Annotated in this window: 24 protein-coding genes, 1 tRNA gene and 1 pseudogene; 12 read left to right on the forward strand and 14 right to left on the reverse strand. The window is 66.9% G+C overall.

Translation table 11 applies throughout. The features are described 5' to 3' along the window. Positions 1-64: 64 nt before the first annotated feature. The 4 genes from DBZ32_RS00810 to DBZ32_RS00825 form a co-directional block, all read right to left on the reverse strand. Positions 65-757 carry a TetR family transcriptional regulator gene (locus DBZ32_RS00810; RefSeq protein ID WP_119165226.1) on the reverse strand — a complete coding sequence of 231 codons (693 nt, stop codon included), beginning with the start codon at positions 755-757 and terminating at the stop codon, positions 65-67. Between the two features lie 62 nt (positions 758-819). Beyond that, the gene (locus DBZ32_RS00815; RefSeq protein WP_119165227.1) at positions 820-1,308 is read right to left on the reverse strand and encodes a YbaK/EbsC family protein; all 489 of its coding nucleotides are present in this window, start codon (positions 1,306-1,308) and stop codon (positions 820-822) included. 10 nt (positions 1,309-1,318) lie between these two features. Continuing rightward, positions 1,319-2,137, reverse strand: a complete 819-nt coding sequence (gene proC / locus DBZ32_RS00820; protein WP_119165228.1) for a pyrroline-5-carboxylate reductase — start codon at positions 2,135-2,137, stop codon at positions 1,319-1,321. Positions 2,138-2,249: 112 nt separating this feature from the next. Beyond that, positions 2,250-2,750, reverse strand: a complete 501-nt coding sequence (locus DBZ32_RS00825; RefSeq protein ID WP_119165229.1) for a type III secretion system chaperone family protein — start codon at positions 2,748-2,750, stop codon at positions 2,250-2,252. A gap of 357 nt (positions 2,751-3,107) precedes the next feature. Between DBZ32_RS00825 and DBZ32_RS00830 the strand changes: the two genes are divergently transcribed. Beyond that, a tRNA-Arg gene (locus DBZ32_RS00830) sits at positions 3,108-3,184 on the forward strand. A gap of 126 nt (positions 3,185-3,310) precedes the next feature. Here DBZ32_RS00830 and DBZ32_RS00835 read toward each other — a convergent pair. Then, positions 3,311-4,351, reverse strand: coding sequence for a permease (locus tag DBZ32_RS00835; protein WP_119165230.1), 1,041 nt, complete (start codon positions 4,349-4,351; stop codon positions 3,311-3,313). 85 nt (positions 4,352-4,436) lie between these two features. On the opposite strand from DBZ32_RS00835, the gene DBZ32_RS00840 reads away from it, so the two are divergent. The 3 genes from DBZ32_RS00840 to DBZ32_RS00850 all read left to right on the forward strand — a co-directional run bounded on the left by DBZ32_RS00840 (position 4,437) and on the right by DBZ32_RS00850 (position 6,412). Then, a complete protein-coding gene (locus DBZ32_RS00840; protein ID WP_119165231.1) occupies positions 4,437-5,330 on the forward strand; it encodes a LysR family transcriptional regulator in 894 nt (297 codons plus the stop codon). A gap of 219 nt (positions 5,331-5,549) precedes the next feature. After that, complete coding sequence (locus DBZ32_RS00845; RefSeq protein WP_119165232.1) at positions 5,550-5,789, forward strand: hypothetical protein; 240 nt, start codon at positions 5,550-5,552, stop codon at positions 5,787-5,789. 137 nt (positions 5,790-5,926) lie between these two features. After that, positions 5,927-6,412 (forward strand): MmcB family DNA repair protein, encoded by a 486-nt coding sequence (locus tag DBZ32_RS00850; protein WP_119165233.1) that lies wholly within the window; start codon positions 5,927-5,929, stop codon positions 6,410-6,412. Positions 6,413-6,429: 17 nt separating this feature from the next. Here DBZ32_RS00850 and DBZ32_RS22355 read toward each other — a convergent pair whose 3' ends face one another. From DBZ32_RS22355 to DBZ32_RS00870, 4 genes are all read right to left on the reverse strand, one after another. Continuing rightward, positions 6,430-6,780, reverse strand: a complete 351-nt coding sequence (locus DBZ32_RS22355; protein WP_235829938.1) for a methyltransferase family protein — start codon at positions 6,778-6,780, stop codon at positions 6,430-6,432. Positions 6,781-7,046: 266 nt separating this feature from the next. Continuing rightward, a complete protein-coding gene (rfaE2, locus tag DBZ32_RS00860; protein WP_119165235.1) occupies positions 7,047-8,543 on the reverse strand; it encodes a D-glycero-beta-D-manno-heptose 1-phosphate adenylyltransferase in 1,497 nt (498 codons plus the stop codon). Between the two features lie 118 nt (positions 8,544-8,661). After that, the gene (locus DBZ32_RS00865; protein WP_119165236.1) at positions 8,662-9,432 is read right to left on the reverse strand and encodes a metallophosphoesterase family protein; all 771 of its coding nucleotides are present in this window, start codon (positions 9,430-9,432) and stop codon (positions 8,662-8,664) included. A gap of 139 nt (positions 9,433-9,571) precedes the next feature. Then, positions 9,572-11,698: an HD domain-containing phosphohydrolase gene (locus DBZ32_RS00870; protein WP_119165237.1), complete on the reverse strand. Its 2,127-nt coding sequence runs from the start codon at positions 11,696-11,698 to the stop codon at positions 9,572-9,574. 235 nt (positions 11,699-11,933) lie between these two features. Between DBZ32_RS00870 and DBZ32_RS00875 the strand changes: the two genes are divergently transcribed. Then, positions 11,934-12,596, forward strand: a complete 663-nt coding sequence (locus tag DBZ32_RS00875) for a transglutaminase-like cysteine peptidase (protein WP_162906498.1) — start codon at positions 11,934-11,936, stop codon at positions 12,594-12,596. 336 nt (positions 12,597-12,932) lie between these two features. Beyond that, the gene (locus DBZ32_RS00880; protein ID WP_119165239.1) at positions 12,933-13,397 is read left to right on the forward strand and encodes a phasin family protein; all 465 of its coding nucleotides are present in this window, start codon (positions 12,933-12,935) and stop codon (positions 13,395-13,397) included. A 157-nt stretch (positions 13,398-13,554) separates the two neighbouring features. Here DBZ32_RS00880 and DBZ32_RS00885 read toward each other — a convergent pair whose 3' ends face one another. The 3 genes and pseudogenes from DBZ32_RS00885 to DBZ32_RS22770 form a co-directional block, all read right to left on the reverse strand. Next, positions 13,555-13,917 (reverse strand): response regulator, encoded by a 363-nt coding sequence (locus DBZ32_RS00885; RefSeq protein ID WP_119165240.1) that lies wholly within the window; start codon positions 13,915-13,917, stop codon positions 13,555-13,557. A 36-nt stretch (positions 13,918-13,953) separates the two neighbouring features. Then, entirely contained in the window at positions 13,954-14,538 is a 585-nt protein-coding gene (locus DBZ32_RS00890; RefSeq protein ID WP_162906484.1) for a DUF3426 domain-containing protein, read from the reverse strand. Between the two features lie 135 nt (positions 14,539-14,673). Further along, positions 14,674-14,772 (reverse strand): annotated as a pseudogene (locus DBZ32_RS22770) (zinc-ribbon domain-containing protein); the annotation flags it as partial. 257 nt (positions 14,773-15,029) lie between these two features. On the opposite strand from DBZ32_RS22770, the gene ftsE reads away from it, so the two are divergent. The 6 genes from ftsE (at position 15,030) to DBZ32_RS00920 (ending at position 20,751) form a co-directional block, all read left to right on the forward strand. Further along, a complete protein-coding gene (ftsE, locus tag DBZ32_RS00895; protein ID WP_119165242.1) occupies positions 15,030-15,779 on the forward strand; it encodes a cell division ATP-binding protein FtsE in 750 nt (249 codons plus the stop codon). Between the two features lie 5 nt (positions 15,780-15,784). Continuing rightward, a complete protein-coding gene (locus DBZ32_RS00900; protein WP_119165243.1) occupies positions 15,785-16,684 on the forward strand; it encodes a cell division protein FtsX in 900 nt (299 codons plus the stop codon). Positions 16,685-16,758: 74 nt separating this feature from the next. Next, positions 16,759-17,361, forward strand: a complete 603-nt coding sequence (locus tag DBZ32_RS00905) for a YdcF family protein (protein ID WP_235829939.1) — start codon at positions 16,759-16,761, stop codon at positions 17,359-17,361. A gap of 12 nt (positions 17,362-17,373) precedes the next feature. Continuing rightward, complete coding sequence (locus tag DBZ32_RS00910; protein WP_119165244.1) at positions 17,374-18,096, forward strand: lysophospholipid acyltransferase family protein; 723 nt, start codon at positions 17,374-17,376, stop codon at positions 18,094-18,096. Between the two features lie 85 nt (positions 18,097-18,181). After that, positions 18,182-20,530, forward strand: a complete 2,349-nt coding sequence (locus tag DBZ32_RS00915; protein WP_119165245.1) for an adenosylcobalamin-dependent ribonucleoside-diphosphate reductase — start codon at positions 18,182-18,184, stop codon at positions 20,528-20,530. An 11-nt stretch (positions 20,531-20,541) separates the two neighbouring features. After that, positions 20,542-20,751: a hypothetical protein gene (locus DBZ32_RS00920; protein WP_119165246.1), complete on the forward strand. Its 210-nt coding sequence runs from the start codon at positions 20,542-20,544 to the stop codon at positions 20,749-20,751. A gap of 2 nt (positions 20,752-20,753) precedes the next feature. On the opposite strand, the gene DBZ32_RS00925 is transcribed toward DBZ32_RS00920, so the two are convergent. Beyond that, entirely contained in the window at positions 20,754-21,377 is a 624-nt protein-coding gene (locus DBZ32_RS00925) for a gamma-glutamylcyclotransferase (RefSeq protein WP_119165247.1), read from the reverse strand. A 90-nt stretch (positions 21,378-21,467) separates the two neighbouring features. After that, positions 21,468-22,409 (reverse strand): prephenate/arogenate dehydrogenase family protein, encoded by a 942-nt coding sequence (locus DBZ32_RS00930; RefSeq protein WP_268877926.1) that lies wholly within the window; start codon positions 22,407-22,409, stop codon positions 21,468-21,470. Positions 22,410-22,416: the final 7 nt, after the last annotated feature.

The raw sequence follows: 22,416 nt of genomic DNA on the forward strand, positions 1-22,416 counted from the left end.
CGTCGAGGTACGGCCGGTTTCGGAAAGGGGGGCGTCACAGTCCCCCTTTTTTCTTGGCAAGCCGCTAAGCCGCTTCCTGCGCCGCGCCCCGTCGTCCGAAGCGTTCCGACAGGGTTTCGATGCGCCGGAGGTAGGCGTCGAGCTGGGCCATGGTCTTCGACTTGTCGGCGCTGTCGTCGCGCAGCCAGATCCGCAGGGTGGCCAGATAGATGCCGACCAGTCCCTGCACGCGCAGCAGGCCGCGCCAGCCTTCCGTCGACACGCTCGCGGCCTCGAGCATCCAGCTCATGGAGCGCGACAACTGCGGCAGGCCGCCCAGGGCCGAAACCGGGTCGGACCAGAGATCGGCGAGAATGTTGCCGACCGGGTCGCGATAGGGCTCCAGCGCATCGAAGCGGCGCATCATGACGTCGAACAGCCGGTCGCGCGCCGGGCTGTCCTCCAGCCCCTCCAGATCCTCGGAGAGAACCAGCCCGTCGATCCGGCGGGAGAAGGCGGCCAAGATCGCGCCCTTGGTCGGGAAGACGGGATAGATCTCCGACAGCTTCAGGCCGGCCTCTTCCGCGATCTCCGCCAGGGCGATGTCGGCCCAGCTTCGGGTTGCCGCCAGCGTCAGCGCCGCCTCGAGGGTGGCCGGCGCGACATCGCGCGGCGGTGCCGCCTTCGCGGAGGTCCGTTTTCCGGTCCCGCTTTTCGTCGCGGCGCTCTTGGAGCGCGTGCCACTGGCTTTGCTACTGGTCTTCTTGGCTACAGCCATTGCTTTGCCTCACGGAATCTGTCGCTTCATCGGTTGCGTCGCTCCAGAGTTAGGGCGAAAGGTCAGGCGCTCCCACCTCTCTTGATGTCGCCTCGGAGTCCAGCGGTCAGTTTGAGCAGCGCCGCCGGGGTCAGGGCGAAGACCGCATTGGGCGTGCCCGCCGCGGCCCAGATCTCGGGAAGCCGCAAGAGGTCCTCGTCGATCACGGCGATCGGCGCCACCTCATGACCGACCGGCGGAACGCCGCCGATGGCGTAGCCGGTCATCGCTCGCACGAAGGCGGCGTCGGCCTTTTCCAGCCCTTCGCCGATCAGCGCCGCCACCTTGGGCTCCTCGACACGGTTGGCGCCACTGGCCACGACCAGAATCGAACGTCCGCTTGCCGCGCCTTTGAAGATCAGCGATTTGGCGATCTGGGCAACGCTGCAGCCGATGGCCGCCGCCGCCTCTTCCGCCGTCCGGGTCGACTGCGGAAACTCCCGAACCTCCGCCTCCAGACCCGCCGCCGCCAGGGCGGCCTGAACGCGCGTTGCGGCAACCTTCAGCGTCATGGCCGAACGGTCACGATGCGAGTTCGCGACTGCGCCGCGCCGCCGCCGCGATGGCTTTGGTCATCAGGGGCTGCAAACCCTCCTCGGCCATCAGCACCTTCAGGGCCTCCAGCGTGGTGCCGCCGGGACTGGTGACGTTCTCGCGCAGGGTCGCCGGCGGCAGGTCGGAGCGGTGGACGAGTTCCCCCGATCCCGCGACGGTGACCCGCGCCAGGCGTTCGGCCAGGTCGGCGGGCAGGCCCGCCGCGATCCCGGCCTTGGCCAGCACCTCGATCAAGAGGAAGACGTAGGCCGGTCCACCGCCGGACAGGGCGGTGACGGGGTCCATCAGCGCCTCGTCCTCGATCCAGGCCGTCTCGCCCGCGGCGGCCATCAGTTCGGCGCAGAGCGCGCGCTGCTTCCCGCCGACGCGCGCGTTGGCATAGAGCACCGACATGCCGCGGCCGACGGCGGCCGGCGTGTTCGGCATGGCCCGAACGAGCGCCGCGTCGGGCGTCAGCAGGGCGGCCAAGCCGTCCACCGTCTTTCCGGCGGCGATCGAGAGAAACACGGTGTCCGGTCCGACCAGCCGGGCCAGCGGCGGCAGAGCCTCCGCCATCATCTGCGGCTTGACGGCCAGCAACACGACCTTGGGCCGCAGGCCGTCGGGAACCTCCGCCGGAGCGCCGAGATGGCGGACGCCCCGGGCGGTGAAATCGGCGACCGCCGCCGCCTGCGGCTCGATCACCGTGACCTGCGCGGCGGGCAGGCCACGGTCGAGCCAACCGGCGAGCAGGGCGCCGCCCATCTTGCCGCAACCGAGCAGCAGCAGCGGCCCTTCCAAAGACATTCCAAAAACTCCGCGTCAAAGCGCCGGGACCCGAGACAGGCCTCGTCGAAGCGGCTAGAGCGTCTCGTGATCGGCGGACCCGCAAAGCGAGTCCGACTGATCCCTGTCCGGTCTAGGCCTCGCCGACAGTATCCATCATTGCGGCGGCCATCGCCTCCTCGACTTTCTGGCCGCCCCAGATCACCAGTTGCAGCGCCGGGAACAGGCGCTCGCATTCCCCCACGGCTGTATCCATCATGTCCTCGAGCTGTTCGACCGAAACGCCCGAAACCCCGCGCAACGGTATGGTGTGGCGGAACAGCAGCAGTCCTTCCTCCCCCGTGAAGTCGAAGTGGCCGAGCCAAAGCCGTTCGTTGGCGGCGGCCAACAGCTCGAGCACGACGGCACGGCGCGTGTCCTGCACCTTCACATCCAGTTGGCAGGAAAAGTACATGGCGCAGCTATCCGGCTGCCAGATCACGCAGAGATGATAGTCGGCCCACTGTCCTTGAACCTGAACGATCATCTCCTGGTCGCTGGAGCGGTCGTGCGCCCAGTCGTTGGCGTTGACCAGTTCTTCCAGCAGATCGAGGGGATTGTTGGTGACGAAGGCTTCCTGTGCCGTGAGGTCCATGGCGAAGCGATCTCCCAAGTTGCCGCACCGCCGACGCTTGCCGACGGTAGCAGGGCGTGACGACTCACCTAGATCTCGTGGTAACAACGAGATATCGGGCAAGTATTCCGTGGCACCTACCATATTTAGGCTGCCAAACGCCCCTCGCGTCGCGCAAGAGAGCCGCAAACGAAAAGTATCCACAGGCAAAAAGTTTCACAGGACCGCAATCCGGTGTCGGATCACCTCGAGGCTTCAGCCTCCAAGGAATTCTCGCCCGAACAAGCCCGGCCGTACTCACGACGACTCTCTCGACAGCGCCGCAGGTTCGGTCTACCTATGCGCAACGTCTTGCGGATGTCGATCCGCGCGGCGTCTGCGCCCGTAGCTCAGCTGGATAGAGCGCTTCCCTCCGGAGGAAGAGGTCGGGAGTTCGAATCTTCCCGGGCGCGCCATTCCCTTTCGCAGCGCGAACCTTCCCCTCCACCACGCGCCGCAAGCTGAACTTCTCCCGATCACCACCCGATAACCGCAACGCGGCCAAATCCGGCTTTGGCTCTGGCCTCGGCCGATGTCCGTGTTCAGGCTGCCTCGACCCACGAGACCAGCCATTCGAAAAGGTATCCCGCCGCGAGGGACCCCAGAAGGGCGAGACCGAGGTAGAGCAGGAAGGGTTTCAGCTTGAGAAGCGGTGCGATGGCCAGGGCCCCCCAGATGCTGACGACACCGCCTGAAATCAGAAAGGCCATCGCCGCTCCCTCCGACATTCCCTTGTCGATCAAGCCTCTGGTCAGGGGCAAGGCCGCGTAGCCGTCGATGTAGGCCGGGGCGCCCACAAAGACCGCCGCGGGGATCGCCCACCACTGATCTTCCCCGACGTAGGCCGCGAGCGAGCCGGGCATGAGCATTGCGTTCAGAGCGTATTCGGCGGCAAATGCGGGGATCAGGCAGATGAGGATCAGCCTGGCGGTCGCCCGGAACTGCCCGGCGAAGGACTGGCGGCGGTCTGCCGTCTTCCAGACCCAGGGATCGAAAGGCTCGTCCACTGTGCAGCGGGCCGCACTCAATTGGCGGGCCAAACCCGTGTCTCGCAGCGCATGACGGGCCCAGGACCGCTTGGCGACCAGGGCCGTCGCCGCTCCGCCGAAAACGCCGATGCCCACCGCTGCGACCGTCTTGCCGCCGGCGAAGGCGGCTCCGAGCGTCGCAGCCGTCGTCGCCAGCATGGCGGGGTCGGTGATCGGCGAGGACAGCCAGAAGGCCATGATCGGCGCGAGCGGCACGCCTGCGGCCAGGAGGCCGGCCATCAGCGGCAGAACGGTGACGCCGCAAACCGGCGTGACGGCGCCGATCAGGGAGGCCGCCAGCACCGCCCTCAGCGTTCGCCCCTCGAAGACCCGGGCGATATGGGCATCCGCGCGACTTGCGATGATCCAAGCGGCCAGAAGAATGCCCGGAATAACGATGGGCGCAACGACGAGAAGGCCCCAGAGGACGAATACCGCCGCCTCGAACGCATGATCCGGCCAGGAGAGGACGACCGGAACGAGCAGGACCAGGCCCGATCCCCAAAGGATCGGAGATCTGCGCGGGCGCTTTTTGGCTGTGGCAACGTCGGTCATGGAAGTCTCCTCCGACCTTGCACCCTAGCCACAGCCAAAACATATATGAAACGAATGGTTTTAATTTCTGATATCTGAAATTTAAATGGAAAACTTGGACAGCGATCTTCTGCGAACCTTCGTTTCCGTCGCGGAAGCGGGCAGCGTCACGACCGGCGCGACCCGGATCCATAGATCGCAATCGGCAACGAGCCTTCAGATCAAACGGCTGGAGGCGGTCCTCGGGCAGGCGGTCTTCAAGCGGCACGGTCGCGGCGTGGTGCTGACCGAAACGGGCCGGCGGTTGCTCCCGATCGCACAGGAGGTCACCGCCCGCCTGGACGCGGCGCTTCACGACCTGTCGCAAGAAGTCGTCAGAGGCAAGTTGCGGCTCGGGATCCCCGACGATCACGGCAGGGCGAGGCTTGCGCGGATCGTTGCCGCGTTCGTGCGCCTGCACCCACAGGTCGAGCTGGACGTGACCTGCGCTTTGAGTACCGGGTTTCCCGAAGCCCTTGAAAGGGGCGATCTGGACTTGGCGGTCTATGAGGTGGAACGCCCGATCTCCGACGAAGAGGTCCTGTTCGAGGATCCGACTTGCTGGGTTTCGTCAAACCTCCTGGATTTCGCGGACGCCGAACCCACACCGGTCGCGCTGTTCGACCATGCCTGTTGGTGGCATGACGCGGCCCTGAAATCCCTGGATGCGCGGGGCAAGCCCTACCGTATCGTCTATTCCAGCCAGAGCGTGTCGGGCGTGATCGCCGCGGTCGAAGCCGGCATCGCCATCGGACTGATCGGGCGGTCGTCCTTGCACCGTGGCCTTTCGATTGTTGCCAACGAATTCGGATTTGGACCCACACCGACGTCAAAACTGGTTTTGGCTCAAAAAGACGCTCGGAGCAGCGAACCCATGGCGGCCATGAAAGCGGCCATCCGTTCCGCCTTTCAGACTGCGGCTGGCACGGCGGGCAGCCGAGAAAACGCGGCGAAAGTCTAGCTCGGGCTCAACACCGATGGCCGGCGCCGACCCTTAAGCAAGGTTCGGCCGCGGACCCGGTCTCCATCAAATCGCCAAAAAGTCCGGAGAGTTTGGACTTTCGTAATCCAACGCGGCCATAGTGCGCGCCGCTGGCAGAAGCTCTGAATATCGGGATGGCGGCTCCTCTCCGTCGGTGACGGAGCGACCACCTGGCGCGAGTAAAGTGGGAAAGGCTGGATGAAGCAGTTGTTGGTGGAGGCTGCGCCGCTGATGGATCAGGTGGTGGATCGCTGGCGTAGGGCGAGTGTGCCCGGAAAGATCGGCCAGGGCATCGTTCTGCTTGCCCTGACCTGGGTTCTGCTTGTCCTGCTCTATCAGATCAAGTGCGCGCTCGGCATCGACGTCTTCGCCGACGGCGGCGTCCACGACGTGATCCGCGCGGTCAAGCGCCAGGTCAAGTCGCTGTTGCTCGGCTAGGCCGAACGAGGGCTGACGGCCCGCGAGCGCTGCACACATCCGGATGCGTCTATGCCAAGATGAGTGTCCGCCAGCGAGTCGCGGCAGAGAGGCCCGTCACGACACACCGACCGCATGGCATCGGCGCCGCAAACTCCATGTCGCCCAGCTTGGTCCTCAGCTTGACCGAAACCCTCGATCAGACACCCGCCGCGAACCGCCTGACCCAGGAGGTGACCCGGGGCGTCGCCCGGCTGTTTGACGCCATGGGCTTCGCCAGCCTGCCGGAGGTGCCGCTGGCCAACGGACGCCGGCTGGACCTCCTCGCGCTCGGCGAAGGCGGCACGCTCTGGGCGGTCGAGATCAAGACCAGCGTCGCAGACTTTCGCGGCGACCGGAAATGGCCGGATTACCTGGAGTTCTGCGAACGCCTCTACTTCGCTGTGCCCTTGGACTTTCCCAGGGACATCCTGCCGATGGAGCAGGGTCTGATCGTCGCCGACGCCTATGACGCCCGCATCCTGAGAGACCCCGGCGACCGCAAGCTACCGGCCGCGCGGCGCAAGGCCTTGACCCTGCGCTTCGCCCGGCTGGCGGCAAAACGCCTGCTGCACGGCCAGCCGGGCCACAATCAGGTGAGCTAACGCAAGAACAAGATGAGCTAACCTGAGCCCTCGGTCTCGACCCGTCCCTTCCAGGGCAGGAAGGCCGGTACCCGGCGGCGATAGGCACGGTAAGCCTCGCCGTAGAGCCGGACCAGCTTGCGTTCCTCGAACCAGGTTCCGATTAGAAAGTAGGCCGAGGCCCAGAGCGCGGTGGCCAGGGCAAAGGGACCATCGACCAAGCCCCAGAGCAGCAGGAAGGCCGCGCTGTAGAGAGGGTGGCGGACATAGCGGTGCAGACCCGCCACGACCAGCGGTTCAGGCACCTCGGCCGCGCCGGGCACGGTCCGATTCCGCAGATACCAAAGCCCGCCGAAGCGGCCGAGATCGTAGTCCCTGAGCGCGACCAAGCCAACCAGCAGACCGGCGGCAACGGCCGCCCACTGCAGGCCGACCAGCCAGTCGGGCCGACCGAAGGAGACGACACCGTCCGCAAGCCAGCGTCCGAAGCCCCAGACGGCCCCAAGGTGGACAAGAGCGATGACGTTGTAGCCGAGCCGCGCGGCGGGCCCGAGCAGCCGCCCGAGCCAGGCGGCCCCGGCGCCATGGGCAAGCAGGCTGTGCAGCAGGCCGAAGCTCAGCCAGGCCAGGCCGTAGAGCAGCTGCGCCTGCGCGCTCAGCGCCCGTCTTCCCAGCCCGAGTCGGCGCTTTCCAGCTTCTCCAGCGTGCGCGTGGTCGAGTGGCCGTCCTTCAGTTCGGCGAGCAGGACCTTGCCCCCGCGCGCCTTGACCAGATCGGCCCCGACCACCTGCGCTTCGCTGTAGTCGGCCCCCTTGACCAACAGATCCGGTCCCACCGCCCCGATCAGGTCGTAGGGCGTGTCTTCGCCGAAGATCACCACCCGATCCACATCGGCCAGGGACGCCAGTACGGCGGCGCGCGCGGCCTCGTCCTGCACCGGCCGTGCCGCACCCTTCAGGCGCCGCACCGAGGCGTCGCTGTTCAGACCGACGATCAGGCGGTCGCAGGCGGCGCGCGCCTGGCGCAGCAGATGCAGGTGACCGGGATGCAGAATATCGAAACAGCCGTTCGTGAAACCGACCGTGAGCCCCTGAACCTGCCAGGTTCCGGCCTGCGCGGCGGCGGCGGAGCGGTCGGCGATCTTGGCCTCCGCCCCCAGCAGGCGCGCCTTCTGGCCCGCGCGCAGCAACTCGTCGGAAAAGGCCACCGCGGTCCCGCGCTTGGCGACGACAACGCCGGCGGCGATGTTGGCGAGCCCGGCCGCCGCCGATGCCGACAGCCCGCCGGCCAGGCCGGCGCCGAAGGCGGCGACCACGGTGTCCCCGGCCCCCGAAACGTCGAAGACTTCCTGCGCCTCCGCAGGCAGATGCACGACCTGGGCAACCCCGCCCTCGCCATCGCCCAGGACCAGGGTCATGCCCTGCTCGCTGCGGGTCGCCAGCACGGCCCCGAGGTCGGCTTCCGCGATCACCCGCGCGGCCGCGGCAACCACCTCGGCATCGCTGCCGGTCGGCAGCCCGGAGGCGTCCGCCAGCTCACGGCGGTTCGGCGTGACGAAATCGGCCCCGGCATAGCGGCTGTAGTCGCGGCCCTTGGGATCGACGACGACGGGCAGGCCCGCCGTCCGCGCGGCCCCGATCAGGCGGCGCAAAACCGGCGCTTGCAGAACACCCTTGCCGTAGTCGGAAAGCAACAGCGCGCCGGCCTGCTTCAGCAGATCGAGCGCGAAGCTCTCCAGGGTTTCCAGGGTCTGGTCGCGCGGCAGGCCGCCGGCATCCCAATCGGCGCGGAGCAGTTGCTGGCCACCGCTCAGCATCCGTTGCTTGACCGTGGTGGCGACGGTCTTGTCCTGGATCAGGTGGGCGCCGCCGCCCAAGGCCTCGCCGACCAGATACTGCACTTCGCGCCCCTGGGCGTCGTCGCCGATCACCCCGCAGAACAGAGGATCGGCCCCCAGGGCAACCAGATTGCGAAGAACGTTGCCGGCGCCGCCGAGCGCGGTTTCTTCCCTCAGAACGCGCAGCACCGGGATCGGCGCCTCGGGCGAGATCCGCTCCACGGCACCGGTCAGATAGCGGTCGAGCATGACGTCGCCGACCGCCAGCACCTTTACGCCGGCAATCGCCTGCAGCTCTGCGGCCAGATCCGTCATAGCGGCGAGACAGTCCTGAGAAAAGAGTAGGGTCCAGTCGTTTGGCTACGGCAAAGCCGCCACGCTGGCAAGCCAATCTGCGGGGTTTGAGGCTGGCGACGGCAAGGACTGCCCCGGTTCAGGCCTGCAGGAAGCGGCGCTCGGCCCCCTCCAGCACCAGCGCGGTCAAGCGCCCGCCATAGACGGCGCCGGTATCGATACCGATCCGATTGTCCCGCTCGACCGGCGACCTGTCCGGCGTATGGCCATGCACCACGATCTTCCCGAAATCCACCTTCGACTGCAGGAAGGGGTAACGGATCCAGATCAGGTCTTCAGCACTCTGCGCCTCCAAGGCGACACCGGGGCGAATCCCGGCGTGGGCGAAGAAGTAGTCGCCCTCCCCGTGACTGATCGCGAGCCCCTGGAAAAAAGTTCTGTGCCGCTGCGGCAGCGCCGCCACGAACCGGCGGTGGAGACCGTGCAGCCACTCTTCATCGTCCGGATCGTCCTGCTCTGCATCGATACCGTAACTGGCGAGCGTGGCCTTGCCGCCGTTGACCAGCCAGGTCGCGCCGGCATCCGGAGCGATCAGAAAATCGAGCAGCAAGGCTTCGTGGTTGCCCTTCAGGGTCACCGCCTCGAAACCTTCCGGCGGTCCGGCGATCAGATGCTCGACGACCGCGGCCGAGTCCTGACCTCGGTCGACATAGTCGCCGAGATAGACGAGCAGACGGCGACCGGGCGCGCCTGACGCCGCGTCCGCGACGATCTGTGACTGCAGATCGCGCAACTGATCGATCTGGCCGTGAATGTCGCCGATCGCGTAGACCCGCGTACCGTCGGGTACGGCGGCAGATGGACGCTCGCGGCGCCCCTCGCCTCTACTCCAGAGCTTGGCAATGGACATGAACAGCCCTTCGATCGCACAGGCCTTTCAAGATGGGGCGTGCGGGCCGTGCGAAAAAGGGCGGAGGCGGAAACAAGAAAGGTAGGGGCAACGCTGCGGAACGACCGTGCCTCCGGAGCGACCAGACAGGACGTCGTCCCTACTGAGCGGCCGTGGCTTCCCAGTGCTGGCGGCCGCCCTTGTTGTCCAAGTAGCTGACCAGGGCGGCGACGACGCCACGGTCGTAGCGGGCGCCCATGTCCGCGAGCAGCTCTCCAAGGGCCTCGTCGACCGGCAGACCGGCCCGGTGGGCCCGCGCGCTGACCATGGCAACGAAGGCGTTGGCCACGGCAAGAATCCGGGCGGTGGGGAGAATGCTCTCGCCCTGGAGGCCCTGTTCGCCCTTGCCGTCGATACGCTCCTGGACCTGCTGGAGGGTTTCCACCACCGGCCCGTCGAAGGCGACGCCGGATAGCAGCTCGGCACTCGAATTCATGCAGGCGCGAATCTTGGCACGCTCGGCGTCGCTCAGAGCTCCTTCGCGGGTCAGCAGCTCCTCCGGCACCAGGATTTTGCCGATGTTCATCAGCAAGCCGGCGACCCGCGCGGTCTCGACCTCGGTCTCATCCAGGCCCATCTCGCGGGCGAGGCGCTGACTCAGGTCGCCGACCAGATGAGAATGATCCGCGGCATAGGGGTCGCGTCGGTCGACCACGCTGACCAGCGTCATGATCAAAGCGTCGAGCGTGGACTCACGGCGTGCCCGTTCGCGCAGTTCGGCCGTGACGTCTCGCTCGACGACCAGGACGCCGCGTGGCAGGTCGACGCTGGGGGGCACCGGCACATGATCGGCGAGGTAGATCCGGCGCCCGCCCTCGACCGCCGAATCGCCTTCGATGCGCCAGACGTCGCTGACCGACTGACCGTCTTCGAGCGCCCGCTCCGACAGCGCCAGGGTGCGCGCGGCGGCGGCCGAGCCGACCAGGGCGGTGAGCGACTTGCCGATCATCTCCTCGGCCGCCATCTCGGCCCGCTCGGCAGCGCGCTTGTTGGCGAAGCGAACCTGACCCTCGTCCAGAATCATGATCGCCGTCGGCTGACTGTCGGTCACCACCTGCAGCAGATGGCGCTGTCGTGTCAGCTCAGCGGCGGCGGCGGCATAGAGGCGCGCCGCATCGCTCGCGCGGCGCGAGGCGCCATGACGCCAAACCACCAGAAGAGCGGCGGCCGCAAAGCCCAGGCCAAGCAGCAGCACGAGCAGGAGGCGGTTGGCGCGAGCATCGATGCCCGCGAGGGCAATGGCACTGTCGACCTTCGTCACAAGCAGCCAGTCGGTACCGGCAACCGTCCGGCCGGTTGCCAGAACCGGGTTACCCGCATAGTCCTCGCTTTCGAGGAACGCACCGGGCTGACTGAGAGCATCGGCCGCAGCCAGGCCCGAGGTGGCACGGTCGAGCCGGCGGCCAAGGGCCGGCGTGCCGTCGGCCAGCGGCGACAGGTATTCGATCGAGGCGCCCTGCGGCCGAACCAGCAGAACCTCCAGGCCCTCGACCCGAACGCCCGGTTGGCGCAGCCGCTCGAAGAGCGCAGGCACGGCTGGACGTCGACCCACGACCAGGCCGACCGCACCTTCGCCCAGACCGGCTTGCAGCGCGGGAACCGGCGCGGCCAGGGTGAGCAGCATCCCGGCCGCGGGGTCGGCTTGAAGCTCCAGAAAGGAGATATCGGGCATTTCCGAAACGCTGGGCGCCGCGATGCTGGGCGTCGCGAAGCGCGCGGTCGAGACCAGGGGGCGGCCCCGAGTGTCCAGAACAGCGAGGCCGACCTGGTTCGGCAACTCGATGTTGGCCCGCAGATCCTCGACCAACGACGTCGTTTCGAAGCCGCCGCGCTGAGCGGTCAGAGCGAGCAGGCTGTCCAAATACTGCAACTGGCCGGCTGAGTCGGTCACCTCGGCAAGGTCGCCTTCGACCAGTGCGAGTTCGGTAAGCAGAAGCTGCACGCTGGCATTTCCGGCCAAGGCCGAGATCTCGCGCCTTTGGCCCGAGACCCACTGCGCGACGTCGGCGGCCCGGCTGTCGGCGATCAAGCCGAGACGATCCTGCCAGGCGCGGAGATCACGCGCGCGCTCCGTCTCGACAAAGCTCATGATGGCCACGACACCGAGCGCACCAGCCAGCAGGATGCCCCCGGCCAAGGCAGGTAGGCGCCAATCCTTCCACCAGGCAGCCTCTGCCTGCGCCGGTTCCAGATCTGAGGTGTTTGGAGTCTTGACGGCGTTTGTCACTGGGCCAGGCGTTCTTGCACTGCGGGAATGGTGAGCGGGCTCGCGGCCGGGACGATGCAAACGAGAGACACACCGACCGAACAACCGCCCGTCGCTTAACCACGTTATGACGCTCCTACTTAAGGGAGTATTAAGCGGAGATCCCCTAGTTTCCCCGGCAAGAGCCGACCTTTGCGGTCCGCGGTCCGCCAATCTGCGTGCGCTTCGGACGCCTTTGGATATCGGGAGTTTAGGGATGCCCCGTCACATCACCAGGCGCCACCTCGTCTCGACCGCACTGCTTGCGGGCCTGGCCGCCGTCGGCGCCGGCGTCCCCGGTATCGCCCAGGCCTCGGGCTATCCGTCGCTGTTCGGCACCCGGGAGGCGCGCTCCGACAACATCGCCATGTTCCCCAAGTGGCGCGGCACGCTGGAGCGCTACTTCGAGGAAGCCGACCTTGCGAAGGACTGCATCCCCGGCCAGATCAGCCAGTGCCTGCTGAACGACTGGCAAACCTTTCTCGACGGCCAAAAGGGCCTGGATCCCAAGGCCCAGCTCAGCGCGGTCAATGCGCAGATGAACAGCCACCGCTACATCCTGGACCCGCCCAACTGGGGAGTGCCCGATTACTGGGCGACCCCGCTTCAATTCATGGAGAAGAACGGCGATTGCGAGGACTATGCGATCGCGAAATTCATGTCGCTGCGCGCCCTGGGCTGGCCCAACGAAGCCATGCGCATCGTGGTTCTGAAGGACCTGAACCTGCGGCTCATGCATGCCGTCCTGGTCGTGTATCACCAAAGCCGCGCGTATGTGTTGGACAACCAGATCGACCAGGTGATGCCAGCGGAAAAGATTCGCCACTATCGTCCGGTCTACTCGGTCAACGAAGAGTCCTGGTGGCTGCACCGCTCCTGATGCGCTCCTGATTTCCCAAGATCGGCAAATCGCCAAGATCAGCGGATGGCCGGCGCCGGCCTGCACCCGCCTGCCGGGAAAACGGCAGCCGTTTCGCGGCTGCAATCCCAGAGCGAGTGAGCGCTGCCGATCCTACCGATTGCTCTTCCAGGTCGCATGACCCACAATCTCTCTTGACCCCTGGGGGCACTGGGCGCATATGCATGCTGCGTTGCAGCATAATCCAGCGGAGGTCAGGCAGGGCCCGTTGGGGAGCAAGGCCCGGTATCCCGCGCTGCCACGGTCTCCGGGCCATCAGTGAAAGATGCGTTCACCCGAGATTGGGAGCCGACAGCCATGGCCAAATCCAGCAATCCTTTTGAATACGACTTCAGCGCTATGACCGACGTCACCAAGATGTTCGAGCAGTACAAGATGCCGGGCATCGAAATGGACAAGCTGGTCGACGCGCAGCGTAAGAACATCGAGGCAATCACCTCGGCCAACAGATTGGCCTTCGAGGGGATGCAGGCGATCATGCAGCGTCAAGGCGAGATCCTGCGCCAGTCGATGTCTGAGGCCTCCAAGGTCATGCAGGACATGGCTGCCGCGGGCACGCCCGAGGATCGCATGGCCAAACAGGCCGACGTCATGAAGAAGGCTTTCGAAACGGCACTGTCGAACGTCAAGGAACTGGCCGAGATGAGCGCCAAGTCCAACACCGAGGCGATGGAAACCATCAACAAGCGTGTGACCGAAAGCCTGGATGAGGTTCGCGAAGCGGTTCAGACCGCCGCCAAGCAGACCAAGGGCGGCAAGTAAGCTCCGGCCCTCTATATGCCGGCAAGACCGACGGCCTCGTTCATCCCGAACGGGGCCGTTCGCCTATCGGCGCCTCGCGAACTGCGCAAAGTCTCCGGTTCCGAGAGGCTCGAAGCCCTGTGCCTGGCGGCGAGCGGCGAGCGCTTGGCGGCGGGCTTCAGCCGAGCAGTGCCTCTTCCGCCGCTTCGCAAATCTCCTTCAAGGTGAAGGGCTTCACCACGACGCGGGCGATCAGCTCGTCGAGATTGTGGGCGCGCTGCTTCTCGGCCGAATAGCCGGTCATAAGCAGGATCGGCAGATCAGGGCTGTCGCGCGCCACCCGCAAGGCGAGACCGATACCATCGAGACCCGGCATCACGATATCGGTGATCAGCAGGTCGAACTCGCGCGATTCGCCGAGTGCCTCCAAGGCCTGCAGTCCGTCCTCGACCGCCGTTACCTCGTGGCCGCGGTGCGCCAAGGCACTCGTCACGAAGCTGCGCACCGCAGCGTCGTCTTCAGCGAGAAGAATATGAGGCACGATGCCGGCCTCCCCGATCTCGAGCGGGCCGTGCGTTCACTGCAGCAAACGCACGGACACGTCGCTCGCCGCCTGTGGCCAGGGGCCCTTGGTCATGAAGTCGCGGGCCTCGCCAGGGGCAAGCGGCCCGCCGCCCACCTCGACGGCCCAACTGTCGATTTGCCTGCCCTCGGCATTGAGCAGGATCACGGCGAGCTGCGGCACCGGCAAGGGCGCCTCGGTCGCATTGATCACCTGACCGCTGAGCGTGACCGTCGGCCCCGTGTCTTCGGTCTGGATCGCACGCCGCCAGTCGAGCACGAAGTCAGGGCTGGTCACCTGGACAGGGATACCCAGAAGCTCATAGAGCCGGGCCGTCTCCGGCACCTGGGCGACCACCTGATCCCGATAGTACCAACCGCCGCCGACCAAACCTGCAATAAGCCCAAAGAACAGCAGCCAACCGAGTAATAGGCCCCAACGCGGCCCGGCCTCGGGCTGCGAGACCGGCTGCGGGCGACGCGGCAGCCGGACGCTGTCGGGCGGAGCAGCGCCGCGGATCAGACCGCTGCCCTCTTCCGACTCCAACGCGGACGATACCGCCTCGGAAACCGCCGCTTTGGAGGGTCCCGCCGGGGGCACATCCGTCGTTGCCGTTTCAGCGCTAGCAGGCTCCGGCTCGGAGGGTACATCGCTGGCGGCCGCCGCAACGGACTCGGGTTGCGCCTGAGGTTCGGACTGGGACGTGACCGCATCGTCAGGGAAGGCAGCCCAAGTGTGGCTGCACGCGCCGCAGCGAACTTTCCGGCCGCTTGGGCCTACGGCACCGTCCGCTACACGAAAGAGCGTCCCGCACTTCGGACAAGCTAATTCCATAGAAACGCTGCCCCGTCCCACTGCTTCACTGTAACGCGGGTTCGTCGGCCCATTGTCTTTGGACCGTCATCTTGGTGCGTCACCTTATACGCGGGTGGCAAAGAGCCGTGCAAGCAGCCGTCTTTCCTGGCCTCTGGGCTGTGTTTCAGACCGATAGCGCGCTAGGCTGGACCGATAGTGTCCGCGAGTAGGCAAACAATTGGACCGGTGACCCTGGCATCTTCGCCGCCGTCTTTACGCTCGTCTGGACGCATGTCATGGTCGAATCGGTTGGTCCGCCGATTCCCGCTTTCGCGAACAGGGGCAGGTTCTTGATCCGGCTCGAGGAGGTTACGCTGCGCTACGGCGAGGGGCCGGAAGTGCTGCGCCGGGTCTCTTGCCATCTGGAGCCTGGATCCTTCCACTATCTCTTGGGGGCCAGCGGCGCGGGTAAATCCTCACTGCTGAAACTCCTTTACCTCGCTCAGGTCCCGAGCGAGGGACGGCTGTCGCTGTTCGGACGCGATGTGGCCCAGTTGACCCGGCGCGACCGAGCGCTGCTGCGCAGACGGATCGGAGTCGTCTTTCAGGACTTCCGGCTGATCGCGCATCTCTCGGCCTTCGAAAATGTCGCCCTGCCGCTCCGGATTGCCGGCGAACCGGAAGCACGGGTCAAAAGCCAAGTGCGGGAGCTGATGGACTGGGTCGGCCTGGAGGACGCCATCGACGCACTGCCGCCGACCCTCTCGGGCGGGCAGCAGCAACGCGTCGCCATCGCGCGGGCGGTGATCGGGCGGCCCAGTCTTCTGCTGGCCGACGAACCGACCGGCAACGTCGACGACCGGATCGCCGTGCGCCTGCTCTATCTGTTCCGCGAGCTGAATCGAACCGGCACCACCGTGATGCTGGCCACCCACAACGAGTCGCTGGCCGCACGGATGCCGCAGCCGCAGTTGCGTCTTGCCAGCGGACTGGTCAGCACTGAGCCCGCCCCGACGCCGGCGGCGGCGGAGCCGGTCGGGGAGTAAAGCGGATGCGTCTCGGTTTCCTCTTCTCCCGCGGCGAGGTGCCCCTGGCACGCGATGCCTCCGCGCGCTTCCTGCCCTGGCTGATCGCCTTCATGGTCTATCTGGCCGGGCTGGCCCTTCTGGCCGCCGTAGCGATGGACGAGGTCGCCGCGCGCTGGCAGGGCGATCTCGAAGGACGCCTGACCGTGCAGGTTCCTCCCCCGTCCGACCCCAGCGACGCAGCCGCCCGGCAGGAACGGCTCGACCGCGTCGTGCAAGCGCTCCTGATCACCCCCGCCGTATCGGAAGTCGAGGTACTTTCGCGCGCCCAGACGGCAGCCCTGCTGGAGCCCTGGCTGGGCGAGGCCGCGGCGGCGCCGGAACTGCCGGCCCCCGATCTGGTCGCGGTCACCCTGCGGAGCGCACTTCCGGAGCTCGGGGATCTGCCGCAGCGGCTGGCGACCGAAGTGCCCGGGACCGCCATCGACGATCACCAACGCTGGCTGGCGCGGCTGTTCGCCCTCGCCGGATCGATCGAAGCCCTGGCCCTGCTGGTGGTCGCCTTGGTCGGTGTCGCGGCGGTCGCCACGGTGATCTTCGTGACCCGCACCGGCCTGGCCATTCACCGTCAGGTCATCGAACTGCTGCATGTGATGGGCGCGCGCGACCTCTACGTCGCCGAACAGTTCCAGGGGCACGCCCTGCGTCTGGGTCTGGCCGGCGGTATCGGCGGCGCCTTTGCGGCCGCGCTGACCGTGCTTGGCATCGGCTGGCTGCTGCGCGGCGAGCAATCGGTGGTCCTGCCGGGGATCGAGTTGAGTCCCTGGCAATGGTCGCTGCTGGCAATCCTGCCGCTGACCACCGGACTGGTGGCGATGCTGACGGCACGCTGGACGGTGCTGCGCACGCTCGCGAAACTGCCGTGAGGAAGCGGACCCTTCGCCGCTCCGCAACGCGGAATCGCTCCGACTTTGGGACCAGGCGCCTGGAAAGCGGGCGCTTGGAAACAGGACGGCGGCGGCGGCGTGTCTTTACGCTTGCATCCCTGGCGCTGGGGGTACTGCTGGCCGCCTCGATCGGCGGCTTCATCTGGTTCGTCGGCGAGATGCCGACAGCCGTGCGGGACACCGAGAGGCCGACCGACGCCATCGTGGTGCTGACCGGCGGCAGCGGCCGGCTGACGGCCGGCCTCGAGCTTCTGGCGGCTGAAAAAGCCGAAAAACTCTTCGTCTCCGGAGTCTACCACAGCGTCGAAGTCGATGAGTTGTTGCGCCTGGCCCGTAATGCTCCGCAGGAGCTGGCCTGCTGCATCGTGCTGGGCTACGACGCCGACGATACGCGCGGCAACGCGACCGAAACGGCGGACTGGATGGCGGCGCAGAACTACGACTCGCTGCGGCTGGTCACCGCCGTCTACCACATGCCGCGCAGCCTATTGGAGTTCCGCCGCCGCCTGCCGGACGCCGAGATCCTGCCGCATCCGGTCTTTCCAGAGGGCTTCCGGCGGGACGACTGGTGGGCCTGGCCGCGCAGCTTCGGACTGGCGGTCAGCGAGTACGTGAAGTACCTGGCCGCCCTGGCGCGCGGCCCCTTCGGTGGTTAGGGCCGCTTGACCATGGCGGCGCTGCGCTCGCTCCTCGTCACACTGATCTGGCTGGCAAGCTGCCTGGTGATCTGCATCCTGCTGTCCTGGACGCTGCTCGGGCCACCTTCCTGGTCGCGGCCGGTCAGCCGCCTGATAGTGCGCTGGACATTTTGGCTGCTGCGGGTCGGCCTGGGAATCACCTACGAGATTCGCGGCACCCTGCCCGACCGGCCGGTGCTGGTCGCCGCCAAGCACCAGAGCGCCTGGGAGACCTTCGGCTTCTGCCTGTTCTTCGAGAATCCCTGCTACGTGCTGAAGCAGGAGCTGACCTGGATCCCCCTGTTCGGCTGGTACCTTAAGAAACAGCGCATGGTCGCGATCGACCGCGCCGGCGGGGCAAAGGCGCTTCGCTCTCTGCTTGCCCACGCCCGCGAACGCCTGGCCGAAGGCCGGCCACTGATCATCTTTCCGGAAGGGACCCGCGTGCCGCCGGGCGAAACCCGATCCTATCATCCGGGCGTGGCGGCGCTCTACCAGTCCCTGGAGATCCCCTGCGTGCCGGTGGCGCTCAATTCCGGGCTGGTCTGGCCGAAGCCGCTGCTCGGCAAGCGGCCCGGCCGCATCGTGCTGGAGGTTCTGCCGGAGATTCCGCCGGGCCTCGACCGCAAGGCGTTCGTCGCCCGTCTGTCCGGGGAAATCGAGGCCGCCAGTACAGACCTGCTGGCGGAAGGCCGGGCCGCTCAGGGCCGCTAGCCGTTCACACCCTGTTCTTGATGCAGTGCTATCGTGGCCTTACCCTCAACCTCGGCACCTGATCACACGGCCTGCAGGGAAGACGATGACGGGCGCAACCGATCTTCCGACCCAGATCTGGGATATGAAGTACCGGCTGAAGGACGAGTCCGGGCAGCCGATCGACGGCACGCGCGAGGAGAGCTGGCGTCGCGTCGCCACCGCGCTGGCGGCGGTCGAGGCGCAGCCGGACCTTTGGAGCCAGCGCTTCTTCGCGGCCATGTCCGACCATCGCTTCCTGCCGGCGGGACGGATCATCGCCGGCGCCGGGACCGAGCGCGCCGTCACGCTCTTCAACTGCTTCGTCATGGGCGAGATTCCCGACTCCATGGGCGGCATCTTCGCGCACCTGCGCGAGGCGGCGCTGACGCTGCAGCAGGGCGGTGGAATCGGCTACGACTTCTCGAGCCTGCGGCCGCGCGGCGCCCGTGTGAAGGGGGTGGGCGCAGATGCCTCCGGCCCCCTGAGCTTCATGGACGTCTGGGATGCCATGTGCCGTACCATCATGTCGGCGGGCCATCGGCGCGGCGCCATGATGGGGACCCTGCGCTGCGACCATCCGGATATCGAGGCCTTCGTCCAGGCCAAGTCGGAAGCGGGACGGCTCACCAACTTCAATCTTTCGGTGCTGGTGACCGATGCCTTCATGGCCGCGGTGGAGGCCGACGCCGACTGGCCCCTGATCTTCGCCGGCAAGACCTATGGGACGCTGCGGGCACGCGCGCTCTGGAACCGCATCATGCGCGCCACCTACGAGGCCAGCGAGCCAGGCGTGATCTTCATCGACCGCATCAACCGCCTGAACCCGCTCGCCTACTGCGAGGAGATCCACGCCACCAATCCCTGCGGCGAGCAGCCCCTGCCGCCCTACGGCGCCTGTCTGCTGGGCTCCATCAACCTAGCTCAACTGGTCCGCCGTCCCTTCACCGCGACGGCCGGGTTGGACCTGGAGGCGCTGGACGACTTGACCGCGCTGGCGGTGCGCGCGCTCGACAACGCCATCGACATCTCCCGGTTCCCACTCGAGCACCAGCGCCGGGAAGCGGAGGCCAAACGGCGAATCGGACTGGGTATCACCGGGCTGGCCGACGCGCTGATCATGTGCGGCCTGACCTACGGCAGCCGCGAAGCCGTCACGGCGACCGAGACCTGGATGGCCCGGCTGCAACGCGCCGCCTATCTGGCCTCCAGCGCGCTCGCGGCGGAAAAGGGCAGCTTTCCCCTGTTCGACGCCGAGGCCTATCTCGCGACCGAAGGCGCCCGACGCCTGCCCGAGGAGGTGCGCCAAGCCATCGCCGCGACGGGCTTGCGCAACGGTCTGCTCACCTCCGTCGCGCCGACCGGAACGATCTCGATCCTGGCCGACAACGTCTCCAGCGGGCTGGAGCCGGTCTTCGCCTTCGAGTACAGCCGCAAGGTACTGCTGCCCGACGGCAGCCACGATACCCAGATGGTGACGGACCTGGCCATGCGCCGCTTCCGCGCGCTCAAGGGCGACACGCAGCCCCTGCCGCCCGCCTTCGTCGATGCCCAGAACCTCGATCCCGCCGCGCATCTGGTAATGCAAGCTGCCGTGCAGCGCTACATCGACAGCTCGGTCTCCAAGACCATCAACCTGCCCGAGGACATCGGCTTCGAGGCCTTCAAGGACGTCTACCGCCAGGCTTACGACCTGGGCTGCAAGGGCTGCACCACCTACCGCCCCAGTTCGCTGCGCGGCGCCGTGTTGGAGACGCCGGCGGGAGATGCGGCGGAAGACGGGGCCGGAGCCTCGGCGCCTCCCTCGCAAACGACAGCCGCGGTTCGCGAGGGAGGCGTCGCTCAGCTGGAGCCCGGCTCGGTCGTCTACATGACCAGACCGCTGGACCGGCCGGCGGCGCTGCCCGGCCGCACCTACAAGCTGACCTGGCCGGAGAGCGATCACGCCATCTACATCACCCTCAACGACGTGGTGCAGGACGGCCGCCGCCGCCCCTTCGAGATCTTCATCAACTCCAAGAACATGGAGCACTACGCCTGGACCGTGGCCTTGACGCGGATGATTTCGGCGGTGTTCCGGCGCGGTGGCGACGTGGCCTTCGTGGTCGAGGAACTGAAGGCGGTCTTCGACCCGCGCGGCGGCGCCTGGATGCAAGGCCGCTACGTACCTTCCCTGCTGGCCGCCATCGGCGAGGTGATCGAGGAGCACATGATCGCCATCGGTTTTCTGCCCGAACCCGTGCGGTTGGCAAAGCCGCGCCGTCCCGCGGTCAACGCCGAGGATCCGACCGGAACCGGCGAGTCGGCGGAACAGCTCGAGCGGGTCGACCAGTGCCCGAAATGCGGCGGCCTCGGCCTGGTACACCAGGAAGGCTGTGACCTCTGTACCCTCTGCGGCTATTCGCGCTGCCTCTAGGACCCTGTTTTATGGCCTCGGAACACATGGCTGGCAGACGGCTCTGCCGCAGTTGCCGCGCGCCCTTGGAGGAGGATCAGGAGACCTGCCCCTCCTGCCACACCCACAACCCGATTCCCAAGCCCTGGTACGTCCCAATCGTCGGCGGCGCCATCGTCGCCTTGATCTTCTACCTGCTGGTCGACTTCGGCGACGTCTTCCGCGTACTGGGATTGAACTAAAGTCAGTCGCAGAGCCGCCGTACTTCGCGCATCAGACGTCCAAGACGACGGTCGTGGATGCCGAGAGCCTGCAGGTGATCGATCGTGTTCTGAAGGTAGTCGCTGCAAGGGCCCCTCTGACCGGTGCCCTGCACGATCAGTCCGGCGATCTGAGTCATCGGCAGCTTGCCGGTGTACTGGGGATGGGTCTGATCGACGACGAAGCCGGCCGCCTTCACCGGACCTTCGGGCGTGCGGCAGTCGAGCCAGCGCGGGATATAGACGCCGGTCATCATCTCCCGCTCCCAGAGGTAATCCATCACGGCCTCGGCTTCGGCCGCCGGCGCACGGAAGACCATGCCGTGGCAGCAACCGCCACGGTCGAGCCCCAGCACCAGACCCGGCCGCTCCGGCGTACCGCGGTAGCGGTGCGAATAGATGCAGAAGCGGCGATGATAGCCGTAGAGCAGCGCCTGGCGCACCTCCAGGTGCGGGAAGCCCGGATGCCACATCAGCGAGCCGTAGCCGTAGACCCAGAAGTCTTCGCCGGGCGGCGGTACCAGACGTTCGCGCTCGACAGGCTCCTGGTAGAGCCGGCGCAGCGCTTCGGGAGAGGGTGTCTGGGCGGGTCGGAGGTCGTCGGCCATGGCTAACGGCTAAGGTAGGGAACCGCCCATCGCCGTTCAAACGTCATGGCCGTCCGAAGTCTTTTGACGCCCCGGGGGGGGAGCGCCGCGTCACTCGGCCTTCGGCTCGCGAGGATCGAAAGAACCGGCCTGATGCTGTTCCACCACGCCGCGGCGCGCTTCCCGGGTGCGGCTGAACAGGTCCTCGAGCACCTCACCCTCGCCCCAGCGGATGGCCCGCTGCAGGGCGGTCAGGTCCTCGGAGAAGCGCTGCAGCATCTCCAGAACCGATTCGCGGTTGTTGAGGAAGACGTCGCGCCACATCACCGGATCGGAGGCGGCGATGCGGGTGAAGTCGCGAAACCCGCCGGCGGAATACTTGATCGCCTCCTGCTTGGTCGACTCTTCCAGCCCCATCGCCGTGTGCACGATGGTATAGGCGATCAGGTGCGGCAGGTGGCTGGTGATGGCCAGAACCTGGTCATGATGACCCGGCTCCAGGATATCGACGGTGGAGCCCATCTCGCGCCAAAGCCACGCGACCCGCTCGACCGCCCCGGCATCCGTCCCCGGGGGCGGAGTCAACAGGCAATAGCGCTGCTCGAAGAGTTCGGCGAACCCGGCCTCGGGGCCCGATTGTTCGGTTCCGGCAATGGGATGGCCGGGAACGAAGTAGACACCCTCGGGCAGACAGGGGCCGATGTCGCGGATCGCCGCCTGCTTGACCGATCCCACGTCCGTGACGATGGCGCCGGCGGCCAGATCGGCCTGCATGGCCTCGGCCACGGCGGCGTAGGCCCCGACCGGGGTGGCCAGCACCACCAGGTCGCAGCCGGCAACCGCAGCCGCCGGATCCGCGAAGACTTCGTCGCAGAGACCGAGTTGCAACACCTTGGCGCGCGTTTCCGCCGAGCGGGCGCAGCCGACGATATGCTCCGCCAGGCCGAAGCGGCGCATCGCCAGCGCCATCGAGGAGCCGATCAGACCCACGCCGATCAGCGCCACCCGGCGGAAGGGCCGCTCGTCCGACACCACGCTTGCCGCTGCGGTCACTGGGGAT

The organism is Algihabitans albus, assembly GCF_003572205.1.
GTDB classification, from domain to species: Bacteria; Pseudomonadota; Alphaproteobacteria; order Kiloniellales; family DSM-21159; genus Algihabitans; species Algihabitans albus.

What these genes read in the sequence shown, in the direction of transcription:
- DBZ32_RS00810 (WP_119165226.1), bottom strand. Translation starts at nt 757, where the DNA reads ATGGCTGTAGCCAAGAAGACCAGTAGCAAAGCCAGTGGCACGCGCTCC.
- DBZ32_RS00815 (WP_119165227.1), bottom strand. Translation starts at nt 1,308, where the DNA reads ATGACGCTGAAGGTTGCCGCAACGCGCGTTCAGGCCGCCCTGGCGGCG.
- proC (WP_119165228.1), bottom strand. Translation starts at nt 2,137, where the DNA reads ATGTCTTTGGAAGGGCCGCTGCTGCTGCTCGGTTGCGGCAAGATGGGC.
- DBZ32_RS00825 (WP_119165229.1), bottom strand. Translation starts at nt 2,750, where the DNA reads ATGGACCTCACGGCACAGGAAGCCTTCGTCACCAACAATCCCCTCGAT.
- DBZ32_RS00835 (WP_119165230.1), bottom strand. Translation starts at nt 4,351, where the DNA reads ATGACCGACGTTGCCACAGCCAAAAAGCGCCCGCGCAGATCTCCGATC.
- DBZ32_RS00840 (WP_119165231.1), top strand. Translation starts at nt 4,437, where the DNA reads ATGGAAAACTTGGACAGCGATCTTCTGCGAACCTTCGTTTCCGTCGCG.
- DBZ32_RS00845 (WP_119165232.1), top strand. Translation starts at nt 5,550, where the DNA reads ATGAAGCAGTTGTTGGTGGAGGCTGCGCCGCTGATGGATCAGGTGGTG.
- DBZ32_RS00850 (WP_119165233.1), top strand. Translation starts at nt 5,927, where the DNA reads ATGTCGCCCAGCTTGGTCCTCAGCTTGACCGAAACCCTCGATCAGACA.
- rfaE2 (WP_119165235.1), bottom strand. Translation starts at nt 8,543, where the DNA reads ATGACGGATCTGGCCGCAGAGCTGCAGGCGATTGCCGGCGTAAAGGTG.
- DBZ32_RS00865 (WP_119165236.1), bottom strand. Translation starts at nt 9,432, where the DNA reads ATGTCCATTGCCAAGCTCTGGAGTAGAGGCGAGGGGCGCCGCGAGCGT.
- DBZ32_RS00875 (WP_162906498.1), top strand. Translation starts at nt 11,934, where the DNA reads ATGCCCCGTCACATCACCAGGCGCCACCTCGTCTCGACCGCACTGCTT.
- DBZ32_RS00880 (WP_119165239.1), top strand. Translation starts at nt 12,933, where the DNA reads ATGGCCAAATCCAGCAATCCTTTTGAATACGACTTCAGCGCTATGACC.
- ftsE (WP_119165242.1), top strand. Translation starts at nt 15,030, where the DNA reads ATGGTCGAATCGGTTGGTCCGCCGATTCCCGCTTTCGCGAACAGGGGC.
- DBZ32_RS00900 (WP_119165243.1), top strand. Translation starts at nt 15,785, where the DNA reads ATGCGTCTCGGTTTCCTCTTCTCCCGCGGCGAGGTGCCCCTGGCACGC.
- DBZ32_RS00910 (WP_119165244.1), top strand. Translation starts at nt 17,374, where the DNA reads ATGGCGGCGCTGCGCTCGCTCCTCGTCACACTGATCTGGCTGGCAAGC.
- DBZ32_RS00915 (WP_119165245.1), top strand. Translation starts at nt 18,182, where the DNA reads ATGACGGGCGCAACCGATCTTCCGACCCAGATCTGGGATATGAAGTAC.
- DBZ32_RS00920 (WP_119165246.1), top strand. Translation starts at nt 20,542, where the DNA reads ATGGCCTCGGAACACATGGCTGGCAGACGGCTCTGCCGCAGTTGCCGC.
- DBZ32_RS00925 (WP_119165247.1), bottom strand. Translation starts at nt 21,377, where the DNA reads ATGGCCGACGACCTCCGACCCGCCCAGACACCCTCTCCCGAAGCGCTG.